Here is a 14,578-nt window from a genome sequence, read left to right as displayed (position 1 = left end):
TCCCACATTTGGATCGTCTTAGTTCAGGTGCTGGGTGAGATACCTGAAGTACTGCTCGCGAATCTCCGGAATCTCATTGGCCAAGTGATGCCTGCCACGCGGCAGCATCAACACCTCCGGCTGGTCGAACTTGCTCCGCAACACCTGCAGGTTGTGCTGCCAGTCCACCGTCATGTCTTCTTCACCCTGCACGATCACCGGCCGCCGAGGGCTGCGCGGTGCGGCTTCGATGTGTTTGATCCAGCGCGCCAAGGCGCCCACCCAGGCGGTCGGCAACTGGCGCGGCTGCAGCGGGTCGGCTTCAAGGAACGGTTTGAACGCGGGGTCGTTGGTGTTTTCGCTGAACCGCCGCGCAATGCCTTTGACGAAGGGGCGCAGCAGGTAATAGCTGACCTGCGACCAGCCCCACGCACGCGGCCGCACCAGGGGGGACAGCAGGAAGGTCTTGCCCTGGGCGGGGCTGTCGGCGCCGTGGTGGAGCAGGTGGTCCACCACCACCGCGCCGCCGGTGCTTTGCCCGAACAGGTGCCAGGGTTGTGGTAATTGCAGGGTTTCGGCCTGGCTAAACAGGGCCTGCACCACGTGCTGGTACACCGCAAAATCGTCGATGCTGGCACGTGCGCCGCTGGACAGCCCATGCCCGGGCAGATCGCAGGCGATCAACACGAAGCCCTGGTCCAGCGCCCACTTCACCACATGACGGTACAGCCCCATGTGGTCGTAGAAGCCGTGGAACATGAACATCGTGGCCACCGGTGTGGGCGGCCACCACACTTGCGCGACCACTTCGAATCCATCCACCTCGAAGCGCCCCAGGCGACTCACCGCCTGGTCCAGCCCATAGAAACGCTGGTAGACCCGTGCCTCGGCTGAAAGCGGTTGCGCATCCACCAGGGGCTGCAAGCTTTCGCGCAGATGATCGGGGTCAAAGGTGACAGGCATAAAGGCTTCCAGACTGGCGGCGAAGATGAATATCGAGCTGCGATATTCATCTGTCAGGACAAGCATGGCAAGCTACGCGACCTCCGAGGATACATCTGAATGCGACAGCCCTACCGCACCGCTCTATTCGCCAGCCTGATCCTGGTTATCTGCGCCGGCGTGCTGTGGGCGGCGTATGACTGGTTCCAGGGCCGCTACCTGCGCGCCTTCAGCGAACACACGGCGGTGTTTTCCGGTGATCTATTGAAGCTGCCTGCCGACCTCGCCGGCCCCGGCCCGATCCGCCTGGTGCACTTCTGGGACCCAGCCTGCCCGTGCAACGTCGGCAACCAGCAGCACCTGGGCGAGTTGATCGAGCAGTACGTGCCCCAAGGCGTCGAGTTCTACGCCCTGCAAAAGCCCGGCAGCCACGGCCAACTGCCCGACAACCTGCGCACGATGAAAACCCTCACCGCCCTGCCCGGCGCCGACCAGGTGCCGGCCAGCCCGGCCGTGGGGATCTGGGATCGCACAGGCAAGCTCGCGTATTTCGGGCCCTACAGCGAGGGCCTTACGTGCAATTCCAGCAACAGCTTTATTGAGCCGATCCTGAAGGCCCTTGAAGCGGGGCGCGAGATAAATGCTACTCACACCCTGGCGGTGGGCTGCTATTGTTCGTGGCCAAAAGGCTCGTAACCCGCCTCTCTCTTGGTAAGGAATGTTCATGAAGCGCGTCTTGCAGGTGTTCGCGGTTCTGGTCGTGCTGGCTGCCCTTGGCGCAGGCGCATACGTCTATAGCAAGCAGCCCACCCGCCAGGGCACGGTGACGCTGGCCAACCTGCAAGGCTCGGTCACGGTGCGCTACGACGACCGTGGCGTGCCGCATATCCGCGCCGAGAACGAAACCGACCTGTATCGCGCCCTGGGCTATGTGCATGCCCAGGACCGTCTATTCCAGATGGAAATCATGCGGCGCCTGGCGCGTGGCGAACTGGCCGAAGTGCTCGGGCCGAAGGTGTTGGAGACCGACAAACTGTTCCGCAGCCTGCGCATTCGCGACCGCGCCGCGACCTATGTGGCGCAACTGGATCATGAGTCGGCGCACTGGAAGGCCCTGCAAGCCTATCTGGACGGGATCAACCAGTATCAGGACAGCCACGCCCGTCCGATGGAGTTCGACGTGCTGGGCATCCCCAAGCGGCCGTTCACCGCCGAAGACACCATCAGCGTCGCCGGGTATATGGCCTACAGCTTTGCCGCCGCGTTTCGCACCGAGCCTTTGCTGACTTACGTACGCGACCAGTTGGGCAGCGACTACCTGAAAATCTTTGACCTCGACTGGCAGCCCAAGGGCGCCCTCAACCTCGCCGCCAGCGACTGGCAGACCCTCGGCGCCCTCGCGTCACTGAGCGAACAGGCCCTGGCCGACAACGGCCTGCCGCAGTTCGAAGGCAGTAACGCCTGGGCCATCAGCGGCAACCGTACCAAGAGCGGCAAGCCGTTGCTGGCGGGTGACCCGCATATTCGTTTCTCGGTGCCATCGGTGTGGTACGAAGCGCAACTGTCGGCGCCGGGTTTCGAGCTGTATGGCTATCACAACGTACTGGTGCCGATGGCATTCCTGGGACACAACCTGGATTTCGGCTGGAGCCTGACCATGTTCCAGAACGACGACCTCGACCTGATCGCCGAGAAGGTCAACCCGGACAATGCCAACCAGGTCTGGTACCACGGCCAGTGGGTCGACATGACCCGCACCGAGCAACAGATCGCGGTGAAGGGCCAGGCGCCGGTGACGTTGACCCTGCGCCAATCGCCCCACGGCCCGATCATCAATGACGTGCTCGGCGAGAACGCCGGCAAGACCCCGATTGCCATGTGGTGGGCGTTCCTCGATACCCAGAACCCTATCCTCGAAGGCTTCTACCAGCTCAACCGCGCCGACACGCTGGCCAAGGCGCGAGCTGCTGCAGCCAAGGTCTCCGCGCCGGGCCTGAATATCGTGTGGGCCAACGCCAAGGGCGATATCGGCTGGTGGGCAGCGGCGCAATTGCCGATTCGCCCGGCCGGGGTCAACCCCGGTTTCATCCTCGATGGCAGTACCGAACAGGCCGATAAACCGGGTTTCTACCCCTTCAGCGCCAACCCGCAGGAAGAAAACCCGGCACGCGGCTATGTGGTGTCGGCCAATGCTCAGCCCGCGTCGCCCACCGGCATGGAAATCCCCGGATATTACAACCTGGCCGACCGTGGCCGGCAGTTGAATGCGCAGTTGAGCGACAAGAGCGTGAAATGGGACGTGAACAACAGCCAGGCCTTGCAACTGGGCACCACCACCGCTTTCGGCCCGCGCCTGCTGGCGCCGCTGTTGCCGGTACTGCGTGAGGTGGTCAAGGACCCGGCAGAGTTGAAACTGGTGGAGCAGCTTGCACGTTGGAAAGGTGACTACCCGCTGGACTCCACCAGCGCCACGCTGTTCAACCAGTTCCTGTTCAACCTGGCCGACGCGGCCTTCCACCCGAAACTCGGCGACGGCATGTTCAAGACCCTGCTCACCACCCGCGTGATCGATGCCGCCCTGCCACGCCTGGCCGCCACGCCGGACTCACCGTGGTGGGATGGCAAGCGCGCCGACACCGTCAAGCTCGCCTGGGACAACAGCCTCGCGCACCTCAAGGCCACCCTCGGCGATGACCCGGGCCAATGGCAGTGGGGCACCGCGCATACCCTGACCCACGGCCATCCATTGGGCATGCAGAAGCCTTTGGACAAGGTGTTCAACGTCGGCCCGTTCCCTGCGCCGGGCACCCATGAAGTGCCGAACAACCAGTCGGCCATGATCGGCCCGGCGCCGTGGCCGGTCACCTACGGCCCCTCGACCCGCCGCTTGATCGACTTCGCCGATGCGGCTCACGCACTGACCATCAACCCGGTCGGGCAAAGTGGCGTGCCGTTTGACCGACACTACAGCGACCAGGCCGAAACCTACATCGAAGGTGGCTACGAACAGGCGCATTTCACCGATGAGGAAGTGACGGCCAATACGCGCGGGACACTGAAGCTGTTGCCCGCGCGCGCGCCGCAGTAACCGGCGCCTATACCGGCGCCGCAAAGTTAAGCCGGAACTGTTGCGGCGTCACGCCCAGGCGGCGGTTGAACACACTGCGCATGTGCTGGGCGTCGCGAAAGCCGCATTGGTAGGCCACGGTCTTGAGCGGTGCGGGGCTGCTTTCCAGCATGACCCGCGCCGCATCCACCCGCGCCCGCTCGACAAACTCCGCCGGCGTGATCCGCGCCTCACGGGCAAACACCCGGGAGAAGTTGCGTGCGCTCATGTTCGCGGCCTTGGCCAGATCGGCAATGGTCAGGTCCCCGGTCAGGTTCGCCAACACATACAACTGCACCAGCGCTACCGCCGAGGTGGTTTCGGCGTGGGGCGTCAGAAACGGGCTGAACTGCGACTGCCCGCCCGACCGCTGGGTGAACACCACCAGGCGCTTGGCCACGCTCAGCGCGACTTCCGGGCCATGATCCTGGGCCAACAGATACAACGACAGATCGATGCCCGCCGTGACCCCGGCCGAGGTGTAGAGACTGCCGTCCTGCACGTAGAGACGGTCGGCTTCGACCTGAGCCGTGGGGCACAAGCGCGCCAGATCCGCCGCATCGTTCCAGTGGGTGGTCACGGTTTTCCCGTCCAGCAGCCCGGCGCGGGCCAGCAGGAAAGCGCCGTTGCAGATCGAGCCGAAGCGCTGCGCACGCGCCGTGGCGCCACGCAACCAAGCATCGAACTCGGCGCCGAAGTCTTCGAAGGGCAACTGCGGACCACCCGCCACCAGCAGCAGGTCATACGCTTGCAACGCTTCGCTGTAGTGCCGGTGGGCCTGCAATGACAGGCCGTTGGAAGCAACCATGTTGCCGTGACCGAAGCCGATGACGTCCAACCGGTAATGATCCTGCGGCGGCAGAAAACGGTTGGCTTCGCAGAACACGTCCATGGGACCGCTCACGTCCAGTGACTGGACGCCGGGGAAGATCAGGATGGCGACGGTTTTTTGCATGGGTAGACCTTTATGTCCGGGCGAACGCAAAACCCTGCGGGAGCTGGCTTGCCTGCGATGCAAGCGACTCGGTCCATCAGGTATACCGAGGTGATGATATCGCAGCGGTGCGGCGATCCGACAAGCCAGCGCCCACATTTGCCCGAGTACACCCTTGGCGTGATATGCCAGCACATTGGCCGGGATCGCTCCCCCGCCGCGATGGCCCCTTGGCGGGCACGCGAACAGACTGGACTCATCGGCGCCACCCCCGGCGCTTTGTTGAGGAGAACCACCATGACCACCACCATCGCCGGCATCCCGATTCCGGACAGCGCCCTGGCCAAGGCCACCACCGAATACATCCGCGACGTCGAATCCGACCTGCTCTACCACCACTCGCGCCGGGTATTCCTGTTCGGCGCCTTGAGCGGTGAACGCAAGCAACTGGCCTACAACCCGGAGCTGCTTTACGTCGGCGCGATGTTCCATGACTTGGGCCTGGTGGAGGGGCATCGCAGTGACAACGAGCGCTTCGAAGTGGATGGCGCCAACGCCGCAGCCGCGTTCCTCAAGCCGTACGGGCTGAGCGATGACGATATCGAACAGGTGTGGCTGTCCATCGCCCTGCACACCACGCCGGGCGTGCCGCAGCATTTGCGTCCGACTGTGGCACTGGTGACGGCCGGCGTCGAAATGGACGTGCTGGGCATGGACTACGCCGCGTTTTCCAGCTTGCAGCGCGAAGCCGTGGTGCATGCGCACCCACGCGGCGAGGGGTTCAAGGAGTGCATCATCTGCGCGTTTGCCGACGGCTTGCGCCATCGTCCGCAGACCACGTTCGGCAACGTGAAGACGGATGTGCTGGTGGATCAGGAGCCGGGGTTCAAGCCGATGAATTTTGTGGAGGTGATCCGCAAGTCGCCCTGGACTTGAAATGCAGTCAAACGTGGGAGGGGGCTTGCCCCCGATAGCGGAGCATCAGCCACATATCCATTGGCTGACACACTGTCATCGGGGGCAAGCCCCCTCCCACATTTAGACCGGTGCAGCTGCCCGGCGCTTGTCCGGCTGCTGCCAGCCATCGGCAGCGGCTTCTTCAATCGCTTGCTGAATGGCCTTCTTGCGCATCTCTTCGGCACGCCGGCTGAAGAACCACACCAGGAAGGTCACCAGCGACACCGCCAGCAGGATCAGGCTGGCCACGGCGTTGATTTCGGGTTTGACCCCAAGGCGCACCGCCGAGAACACTTCCATCGGCAGGGTCGTCGAGCCCGGGCCCGATACGAAACTGGCAAGCACAAGGTCATCCAGGGACAACGCGAACGACATCATGCCGCCCGCCGCCAGCGACGGCGCAATCATCGGGATGGTGATCAGGAAGAACACCTTCCACGGCCGCGCACCCAGGTCCATCGCCGCTTCTTCGATCGACAGGTCCAGCTCACGCAAGCGCGCCGACACCACCACCGCCACATACGCCGCGCAGAACGTGGTGTGGGCGATCCAGATGGTGACGATGCCACGCTCCTGGGGCCAGCCGATCATCTGCGCCATGGCCACAAACAGCAGCAACAGCGACAGACCGGTGATCACCTCGGGCATCACCAATGGCGCGGTCACCAGGCCGCCAAACAGCGTGCGGCCCTTGAACTGGCTGATGCGCGTCAGCACGAAGGCCGCCAGGGTGCCCAGCGCTACCGCAGCCACTGCCGTGTAGCAGGCGATTTCCAGGGAACGCGCCACCGAACCCATCAACTGGGTGTTGTCCAGAAGGCCCACGTACCACTTGATCGACCAACCGCCCCACACTGTTACCAGCTTGGATTCGTTGAACGAGTAGATCACCAGGATCAGCATCGGCAGGTAGATGAACAGCAACCCCGCCACCAGCATGAAACTCGAGAAACTGAAGCGCTTCATACCTTGCCCTCCATCTCTTTGGCTTGGCTGCGGTTGAACAGGATGATCGGCACGATCAGGATCGCCAGCATCACCACCGCCAGGGCAGAGGCCACCGGCCAGTCACGGTTGTTGAAGAACTCTTGCCACAACACTTTACCGATCATCAGGGTTTCCGGGCCGCCCAGCAGTTCCGGGATCACGAACTCGCCCACGACGGGGATGAACACCAGCATGCAACCGGCGATGATGCCGTTCTTGGACAGCGGCACGGTGATCTTCCAGAAGCTGTTGAAGGTGCTCGAACCCAGGTCCGAAGCGGCTTCCAGCAGGCTCTGGTCGTGTTTCACCAGGTTGGCGTACAGCGGCAGGATCATGAATGGCAGGTACGAATAGACCACGCCGATATACACCGCGATGTTGGTGTTGAGGATCTGCAGCGGCTCGTTGATCAACCCGATGGACAGCAGGAAGCCATTGAGCAAACCGTTGTTGCTGAGGATGCCCATCCACGCATACACGCGGATCAGGATCGCGGTCCAGGTCGGCATCATGATCAGCAGCACCAGCACGGTCTGCATCTCTTTGCGCGCACTGGCGATGGCATAGGCCATCGGGTAGCCGATCAACAGGCACAGCAGCGTGCTGAAGAACGCCATTTTCAGCGAGCCCAGGTACGCAGCGATGTACAACTCGTCGTCGCCGAGCATCGCGTAGTTGCCCAGGTTGAGCACCAACTGCAGTTTCTGCTCAACGAAGGTGTAGATCTCGGTATACGGCGGGATCGCCACGTCGGCTTCGGCAAAACTGATCTTCAGGACGATGAAGAACGGCAGCATGAAGAACAGGAACAGCCACAGGAAGGGAATGCCAATGACCGCATGACGGCCACTGGGCGTTATTCGTTGCAGGCGGCGCTTGAGCTTCTTCATGTTCATGAGCGCAGTACCACGCCGCTGTCGTCTTCCCACCATACGTAGACCTGGTCACCCCAGGTTGGCCGCTGGCCACGGCGCTCGGCGTTGGCCACAAAGGACTGCACCAGCTTGCCGCTCGGCAACTCCACGTAGAACACCGAATGGCCGCCCAGGTAGGCAATATCGTGCACCTTGCCGCTGGACCAGTTGTGCTCGCAGGTCGGCATTTCGGTGGTGACCAACAGTTTTTCCGGGCGGATGGCGTAGGTTACCGACTTGTCTTCCACCGAGGTGGCGATGCCGTAGCCCACATAGATGTCGCGGTCCAGGTCCGGGCACTTGAGCACCGCGTGGCCTTCGGCGTCATCGACCACTTGGGTGTCGAAGATGTTGACGTTGCCGATGAACTCGCACACCAGGCGGCTGGTAGGCGTTTCGTAAATGTCGATCGGGCTGCCGATCTGGGCGATCCAGCCCAGGTGCATGATCGCGATGCGCTCGGCCATGGTCATGGCCTCTTCCTGGTCGTGTGTCACCATCACGCAGGTCACGCCCACGCGCTCGATGATCTCCACCAACTCCAGTTGCATCTGCGAACGCAGCTTCTTGTCGAGGGCGCCCATGGGCTCATCGAGCAACAGCAGTTTCGGACGCTTGGCCAGGGAACGGGCCAGGGCCACACGCTGGCGCTGGCCACCGGACAACTGGTGCGGCTTGCGCTTGGCGTACTGGCTCATCTGCACCAGTTTGAGCATCTCGGCCACGCGGGCGTCGATCTCGGCCTTGGGGATCTTGTCCTGTTGCAGGCCGAAGGCGATGTTCTGCGCCACGGTCATGTGCGGGAACAGGGCGTAGGACTGGAACATCATGTTGATCGGCCGCTCGTAGGGCGGCATGTCGGTGATGTCCTCGCCGTCGAGGTAGATGCGGCCCTCGGTCGGGCGCTCGAAACCTGCGAGCATGCGCAGCAAGGTGGACTTGCCCGAACCCGAACCGCCGAGCAGGGCGAAGATCTCGCCCTTCTTGATTTCCAGGGACACATCGTCCACGGCAATCGTCTCGTCGAACTTCTTCGTGACCCGGTCGATTTTGACCAGCACCTTCTTCGGTGTCTGGTCCCCTTCGAGGGCTTTCTTATAGGCGCCGGAGGCAACTGCCATTTACGAAACTCCCAACAAAAATTTCTGTGCGCCCGAGGCGGGCGAACCTTGGATAGGTTGAGCCTTACTTGCCCGTCTTGACCTTGGTCCAGCTACGGGTCATCAAACGTTGCACTTTCGGGGGTAGCTCGAAGTTGACGAAGGTCCTGTCGAGTACCGCCTGCGGTGGGTAAACCGCTTCGTCCGTGCGTATCGATTGCTTCATCAGTTTGTCCGCCCCTGGGTTAGGGTTGGCGTAACCGACGTAATCACTGACCTGGGCGATCACCTCAGGTTGCAGCAAATAGTTGATGAAGGCGTGGGCCTCTTTGACGTTGGTGGCATCCTTGGGGATGGCCAGCACGTCGAACCACAGGTTGCCGCCTTCCTTCGGAATCGCGTAGGCGATGTTCACGCCCTTGCCCGCTTCGCTTGCGCGAGCCTTGGCCTGGAACACATCGCCGGAGAACCCGGCCGCCACGCAGATGTTGCCGTTGGCCAGGTCCGAGATGTATTTGGAAGAATGGAAGTAGGTCACGTAGGGCCGCACTTTGAGCAGCTTGGCTTCGGCCTTCTTGTAGTCTTCAGGGTTCTCGCTGTTGGGGTTCAGGCCCATGTAGTTGAGCACTGCCGGCAGCATTTCGTCCGCCGAGTCCATGAACGACACGCCGCACGTCGCCAGTTTCTTCATGTTTTCCGGCTCGAACAGCACGGCCCAGGAATCGATATGGTCGACGCCCAGCACTTCCTTCACTTTATCGACGTTGTAGCCGATGCCATTGGTGCCCCACAGGTACGGTACGGCGTACTGGTTGCCCGGGTCGTTCTTTTCCAGGCGCTTGAGCAGCGCCGGGTCAAGGTTGGCGTAATTTGTCAGCAACGACTTGTCGAGCTTCTGGAATGCCCCGGCCTTGATCTGCTTGCCCAGGAAGTGGTTGGACGGCACCACCACGTCGTAGCCGGTACGCCCGGCCAGCAGCTTGCCTTCCAGGGTTTCGTTGGAGTCAAACACGTCATACACGGGCTTGATGCCGCTGGCCTTTTCGAAGTTGGCCAGGGTGTCGTCGCCGATGTAATCCGACCAGTTATAAATATGCACGGTCGGTGCGGCCTGTACGCTCAACGTCAGCGTGATACCTGCACCCACCAGCATGGCTTTGCGAAATAAAGAAATTGGCAAGTGGAGGTCCTCTTAAATAGTTGGGCCCAAAGTTGTTGCCCGGCAACAAAACCGGCGCGCAACTTACCCTCGATAAACCGATCCGGCAAAACTTTCTGTTATTTAATTTGTGAGAGGGGCAGTCAAACTGCCCCTCCACCGGTTTCAGCGCTTACTTACCGGACTTGATCTTGGTCCAGCTGCGTGTCATTTCACGCTGGGTCGCAGCCGGCAGGTCGGCAATGGCGTAGAGCTTGGCCTGCACATCCGCTGGCGGGTAGATGCCCGGGTCGCTGGTGATGTCTTTGTCGACCAGCGCGGTGGCCTTCTCGTTACCGTTCGGGAAACGCACGCTGTTGGTGATCGACGCCATGACTTCCGGCTTGAGCAGGTAGTTCATGAACTTGTAGGCCGCGTCGACGTTCTCGGCATCTTTAGGGATGGCGACCATGTCGAAGAAGCTGCCAGCGCCTTCTTTCGGAATGTCATAGGCCACCTTGACCTTGCCACCGGCTTCGGCCGCGCGGGACTTGGCCTGCTGGATGTCACCCGAGTAACCCACGGCCACGCAGATGTTGCCGTTGGCCAGGTCGGAAATGTACTTGGACGAGTGGAAGTAGCCGATCGAAGGACGGATCTTCAGGAACAGCGCTTCGGCCTGCTTGAGGTCGTCTTTCTTCTGGCTGTCGGTCGGCAGGCCCAGGTAGTGCAGCGCGATCGGCAGCATTTCGGTTGGCGAATCGAGGAAGCTCACGCCGCAGCTTTTGAGCTTGGCGATGTTTTCAGGCTTGAGCAGCACGTCCCACGAGTCGATCTTGTCCACGCCCAGCGCGGCCTTGACCTTCTCCGGGTTGTAGCCGATGCCGATCGAGCCCCACATGTACGGGAAGGCGTGCTTGTTGTCCGGGTCGCTGACCGACACGGCCTTGAGCAGGGATTTGTTCAGGTTGTCGTAGTTGGACAGCTTGGACTTGTCCAACTCCTGGTAGACACCGGCCTTGATCTGCTTGGCGAGGAAGTTGTTCGACGGCACGACAATGTCGTAACCGGACTTGCCTGCCAGCAACTTGGCTTCCAGGGTTTCGTTGCTGTCAAAAACGTCGTACACCACCTTGATGCCCGACTCTTTTTCAAAGTTGGCGATGGTGTCCGGTGCAATGTAGTCGGACCAGTTGTAGACGTGCAGCACTTTATCGTCTGCCTGGGCCGCGCCCGCCATTGCGCCCATCAGGGACAAGGCGAGGAGGGTCTTGCCAGCGTTCTTCAAACCTAATGCCTTCATTTGGTGATGCTCCGATTTTTTCTTTTTTGGGCCACAAGCTTTCAATGTTGAGTAGCCCAGCCAAAGGGCAACAAAACAGGGCGACAGTCTGGCAAGTTCCGAGGCCGGCTTTCAACCAAAGCCTCATTTATAACTGCCCTGAACGCAGCACCCGAAAGCCGCTGCGTTCTGAGCCTAGCACTTAGCCCTGCAATGCCGCCAAAGTCAGGTCCAGGCACTGCCGAGCCTTGGTCACCAGCTCGTCGATTTCTGCCTTGCTGATCACCAGCGGCGGCGAAATGATCATGGTGTCACCCACGGCGCGCATGATCAGGCCATTTTCGAAGCAGAACGTGCGGCAGATCATGCCGACACCCTTGCCTTCGTAGCGCTTGCGGGTGGCCTTGTCCTGCACCAGTTCAATGGCACCGAGCATGCCCACGCCGCGCACTTCGCCCACCAGCGGATGATCCGCCAACTCCCTCAGGCGTTTCTGCAAATACGGTGCCGTTTCATCATGCACACGGTTAACGATTTTTTCATCGCGCATGATGCGGATGTTTTCCAGCGCCACTGCAGCGGCCACCGGGTGACCGGAGTAGGTGAAGCCGTGGTTGAAATCACCACCTTCGTTGAGCACCGCCACCACGTCATCGCGCACGATCAGGCCGCCCATGGGGATGTAGCCCGAGGTCAGGCCCTTGGCGATGGTCATCATGTGGGGCTTGAGGTCGTAGAAGTCGCTACCGAACCACTCACCGGTGCGGCCGAAACCGCAGATGACTTCGTCAGCAATGAACAGGATGTCGTATTTGGCGAGGATTTCCTTGATGCGCGGCCAGTAGGTGTCCGGCGGCACGATCACGCCACCGGCACCCTGGATCGGCTCGGCAATAAAGGCGCCGACGTTGTCCACGCCCAGTTCCAGGATCTTTTCTTCCAACTGGTTGGCAGCCCACACGCCGAATTCTTCCGGGCTCATGTCGCCGCCTTCGCCAAACCAGTACGGCTGGGCGATGTGGCTGATGCCCGGGATCGGCAAGTCGCCCTGCTCATGCATATACGTCATGCCGCCCAGGCTGGCGCCGGCCACGGTGGAACCGTGGTAGCCATTCTTGCGGCTGATGATGGTTTTCTTGTTTGGCTGGCCCTTGATCGCCCAGTAGTGGCGAACCATGCGCAACATGGTGTCGTTGCCTTCGGAGCCGGAACCGGTGAAGAACACGTGGTTCATGCCGGCCGGTGCAATGTCGGAAATGGCCTTGGCCAGTTCCAGCACTGGCGGGTGAGCGGTCTGGAAGAACAGGTTGTAGTACGGCAGTTCTTTCATTTGCCTGGCGGCGGCGTCAGCCAGTTCATCGCGGCCATAACCGATCGCCACGCACCACAGGCCGGCCATGCCGTCGAGGATCTTGTTGCCTTCGCTGTCCCACAGGTAAACGCCGTGGGCTTTGGTGATGATCCGTGGGCCTTTCTCTTTCAATTGCTTGAAGTCGCTGAACGGCGCCAGGTGGTGATCGCTGCTCAAGGCTTGCCATTCACGGGTTTGCGGGTTGTTGCTGGACATACCAATCTCCTAGACTTTTCAGTAAAGGGCGCGCCGTTCAAAGGGCGCGCCCGGCGTATCAGACGGCAAAGAGCAGGAATTCCCGCTCCCACGAACTGATCACGCGCTTGAAGTTTTCATGCTCGGCCCGCTTGACCGCGACGTAGCCTGTGATGAATTTCTGCCCCAGGTATTTCTCGATGGTCTTGCTGTTTTCCATGCGCTCCAGGGCGTCTTCGATGGTCAACGGCAGGCGCAGGTTGCGCCGCTCGTAACCACGGCCCACCACCGGCGCGCTCGGGTTATGGCCTTCGACCATGCCGATGTAGCCGCACAACAGGCTGGCGGCAATCGCCAGGTACGGGTTGGCGTCGGCGCCCGGCAGGCGGTTTTCCACACGGCGGTTCTGCGGGCCGGCATCCGGTACGCGCAGGCCGACGGTGCGGTTTTCTTCGCCCCACTCGACGTTCACCGGCGCCGAGGTGTCGGGCAGGAAGCGGCGGAACGAGTTCACGTTGGGGGCAAACAGCGGCAGCAGTTCAGGGATGAATTTCTGCAGGCCGCCAATGTGATTGAGGAACAGCTGGCTCATGGTCCCGTCTTCATTGGAGAAGACGTTCTTGCCGGTGGCGATGTCGATGATGCTCTGGTGCAGGTGCATCGCGCTGCCAGGCTCGCCGGTCATCGGCTTGGCCATGAAGGTGGCGGCCACGTCGTGCTTGAGCGCGGCTTCGCGCATGGTGCGCTTGAACACCAGGATCTGGTCGGCCAAGGACAGGGCATCGCCGTGACGGAAGTTGATCTCCATCTGCGCCGTGCCGTCTTCGTGGATCAGGGTATCGAGGTCCAGCTCCTGCAGTTCGCACCAGTCGTAGACGTCTTCGAACAGCGGGTCGAATTCGTTGGCGGCTTCTATAGAGAAAGACTGGCGACCGGTTTCCGGGCGGCCGGAACGGCCGATCGGCGGTTGCAGCGGGAAGTCAGGGTCTTCGCAGCGCTTGGTCAGGTAGAACTCCATCTCCGGCGCCACGATGGGCTGCCAGCCTTTGTCGGCGTAGAGCTTGAGGACCTTCTTGAGCACGTTGCGCGGCGACAGCTCGATCGGGTTGCCTTGCTTGTCGTAGGTGTCGTGGATCACCTGGGCGGTCGGCTCGATGGCCCAAGGCACCAGGAACACGGCGTTCTGGTCGGGGCGGCAGATCATGTCGATGTCGGCCGGGTCGAGCAATTCGTAATAGATGTCGTCTTCGACATAGTCGCCGGTCACGGTCTGCAGCAGAACGCTTTCGGGCAGGCGCATGCCCTTTTCGGCAATGAACTTGTTGGTCGGCGAGATCTTGCCCCGGGTGATACCGGTGAGATCGCCAATCATGCATTCGACTTCTGTGATCTTGTGGTCTTTCAACCAATCGGTGAGCTGGTCGAGGTTGTTACTCATAAATGCCTCTGGGCTGGGTTTCCTGGCATCCATTAAAGGCCAGGCGTTGTTTGACGCAGCATCCGCGTCGTTTTTTCGTTCAGGGTAGGAGCTTACCTGCCATTTGCTGCTGCGTTGCATTCCTCACGCCAAAGTTGTGCGCAATCTTGAGCAGCACGCAGGGCGCACGCCGCTCTCTGACAAATGAGGAAGCAAAAAAGAGGGTAGACCGGGCGTCAAGAATATTGGCCGGGGGGCGCGCTATCATGCGGGAGG

The 14,578-nt window shown here is 61.3% G+C and carries 12 protein-coding genes; 3 read left to right on the top strand and 9 right to left on the bottom strand.

Annotated elements, in window-relative coordinates; all coding sequences use genetic code 11:
* Window positions 1-18 precede the first annotated feature (18 nt).
* Window positions 19-942 (bottom strand): phospholipase BipL, encoded by a 924-nt coding sequence (locus BM110_RS20780; protein ID WP_093514188.1) that lies wholly within the window; start codon window positions 940-942, stop codon window positions 19-21.
* A 99-nt stretch (window positions 943-1,041) separates the two neighbouring features.
* On the opposite strand from BM110_RS20780, the gene BM110_RS20775 reads away from it, so the two are divergent.
* Both BM110_RS20775 and BM110_RS20770 read left to right on the top strand, forming a co-directional pair.
* On the top strand, window positions 1,042-1,617 hold the full coding sequence (locus BM110_RS20775) for a DUF6436 domain-containing protein (protein ID WP_093514099.1): 576 nt from the start codon (window positions 1,042-1,044) through the stop codon (window positions 1,615-1,617).
* A gap of 28 nt (window positions 1,618-1,645) precedes the next feature.
* The gene (locus tag BM110_RS20770) at window positions 1,646-4,009 is read left to right on the top strand and encodes a penicillin acylase family protein (RefSeq protein WP_093514098.1); all 2,364 of its coding nucleotides are present in this window, start codon (window positions 1,646-1,648) and stop codon (window positions 4,007-4,009) included.
* Between the two features lie 7 nt (window positions 4,010-4,016).
* On the opposite strand, the gene BM110_RS20765 is transcribed toward BM110_RS20770, so the two are convergent.
* Window positions 4,017-4,982 (bottom strand): GlxA family transcriptional regulator, encoded by a 966-nt coding sequence (locus tag BM110_RS20765; RefSeq protein ID WP_093514097.1) that lies wholly within the window; start codon window positions 4,980-4,982, stop codon window positions 4,017-4,019.
* 276 nt (window positions 4,983-5,258) lie between these two features.
* Here BM110_RS20765 and BM110_RS20760 point away from each other — a divergent pair, with 276 nt between their 5' ends.
* On the top strand, window positions 5,259-5,897 hold the full coding sequence (locus BM110_RS20760; protein ID WP_071490426.1) for an HD domain-containing protein: 639 nt from the start codon (window positions 5,259-5,261) through the stop codon (window positions 5,895-5,897).
* Between the two features lie 102 nt (window positions 5,898-5,999).
* Here BM110_RS20760 and BM110_RS20755 read toward each other — a convergent pair whose 3' ends face one another.
* The 7 genes from BM110_RS20755 to BM110_RS20725 all read right to left on the bottom strand — a co-directional run bounded on the left by BM110_RS20755 (window position 6,000) and on the right by BM110_RS20725 (window position 14,323).
* Complete coding sequence (locus tag BM110_RS20755; protein WP_058426490.1) at window positions 6,000-6,884, bottom strand: ABC transporter permease subunit; 885 nt, start codon at window positions 6,882-6,884, stop codon at window positions 6,000-6,002.
* The gene (locus BM110_RS20750; protein WP_092241816.1) at window positions 6,881-7,801 is read right to left on the bottom strand and encodes an ABC transporter permease subunit; all 921 of its coding nucleotides are present in this window, start codon (window positions 7,799-7,801) and stop codon (window positions 6,881-6,883) included. Before BM110_RS20750 ends, BM110_RS20755 begins: the two co-directional genes overlap by 4 nt.
* Complete coding sequence (locus tag BM110_RS20745) at window positions 7,798-8,940, bottom strand: ABC transporter ATP-binding protein (RefSeq protein ID WP_010207336.1); 1,143 nt, start codon at window positions 8,938-8,940, stop codon at window positions 7,798-7,800. Before BM110_RS20745 ends, BM110_RS20750 begins: the two co-directional genes overlap by 4 nt.
* 64 nt (window positions 8,941-9,004) lie before the next feature.
* Window positions 9,005-10,099: a polyamine ABC transporter substrate-binding protein gene (locus BM110_RS20740; RefSeq protein WP_071490428.1), complete on the bottom strand. Its 1,095-nt coding sequence runs from the start codon at window positions 10,097-10,099 to the stop codon at window positions 9,005-9,007.
* 151 nt (window positions 10,100-10,250) lie between these two features.
* Window positions 10,251-11,345 (bottom strand): polyamine ABC transporter substrate-binding protein, encoded by a 1,095-nt coding sequence (locus tag BM110_RS20735; protein WP_071490483.1) that lies wholly within the window; start codon window positions 11,343-11,345, stop codon window positions 10,251-10,253.
* A gap of 196 nt (window positions 11,346-11,541) precedes the next feature.
* Entirely contained in the window at window positions 11,542-12,906 is a 1,365-nt protein-coding gene (locus tag BM110_RS20730; protein WP_093514096.1) for an aspartate aminotransferase family protein, read from the bottom strand.
* 58 nt (window positions 12,907-12,964) lie between these two features.
* The gene (locus BM110_RS20725; protein WP_003176780.1) at window positions 12,965-14,323 is read right to left on the bottom strand and encodes a glutamine synthetase family protein; all 1,359 of its coding nucleotides are present in this window, start codon (window positions 14,321-14,323) and stop codon (window positions 12,965-12,967) included.
* Between the last annotated feature and the right edge of the window lie 255 nt (window positions 14,324-14,578).

Origin of the sequence: Pseudomonas sp. NFPP28 (assembly GCF_900115535.1) — a bacterium.
Lineage (GTDB): Bacteria > Pseudomonadota > Gammaproteobacteria > Pseudomonadales > Pseudomonadaceae > Aquipseudomonas > Aquipseudomonas extremorientalis.
Note: the sequence above shows the minus strand (reverse complement) of the source record. Positions and strands in the feature narration are given on the sequence as shown.

Bases quoted from the DNA above. Each gene is read 5' to 3' on its own strand.
- BM110_RS20745 (WP_010207336.1), bottom strand. From the start codon at position 8,940: ATGGCAGTTGCCTCCGGCGCCTATAAGAAAGCCCTCGAAGGGGACCAG.
- BM110_RS20765 (WP_093514097.1), bottom strand. From the start codon at position 4,982: ATGCAAAAAACCGTCGCCATCCTGATCTTCCCCGGCGTCCAGTCACTG.
- BM110_RS20725 (WP_003176780.1), bottom strand. From the start codon at position 14,323: ATGAGTAACAACCTCGACCAGCTCACCGATTGGTTGAAAGACCACAAG.
- BM110_RS20760 (WP_071490426.1), top strand. From the start codon at position 5,259: ATGACCACCACCATCGCCGGCATCCCGATTCCGGACAGCGCCCTGGCC.
- BM110_RS20780 (WP_093514188.1), bottom strand. From the start codon at position 942: ATGCCTGTCACCTTTGACCCCGATCATCTGCGCGAAAGCTTGCAGCCC.
- BM110_RS20750 (WP_092241816.1), bottom strand. From the start codon at position 7,801: ATGAACATGAAGAAGCTCAAGCGCCGCCTGCAACGAATAACGCCCAGT.
- BM110_RS20755 (WP_058426490.1), bottom strand. From the start codon at position 6,884: ATGAAGCGCTTCAGTTTCTCGAGTTTCATGCTGGTGGCGGGGTTGCTG.
- BM110_RS20770 (WP_093514098.1), top strand. From the start codon at position 1,646: ATGAAGCGCGTCTTGCAGGTGTTCGCGGTTCTGGTCGTGCTGGCTGCC.
- BM110_RS20775 (WP_093514099.1), top strand. From the start codon at position 1,042: ATGCGACAGCCCTACCGCACCGCTCTATTCGCCAGCCTGATCCTGGTT.
- BM110_RS20730 (WP_093514096.1), bottom strand. From the start codon at position 12,906: ATGTCCAGCAACAACCCGCAAACCCGTGAATGGCAAGCCTTGAGCAGC.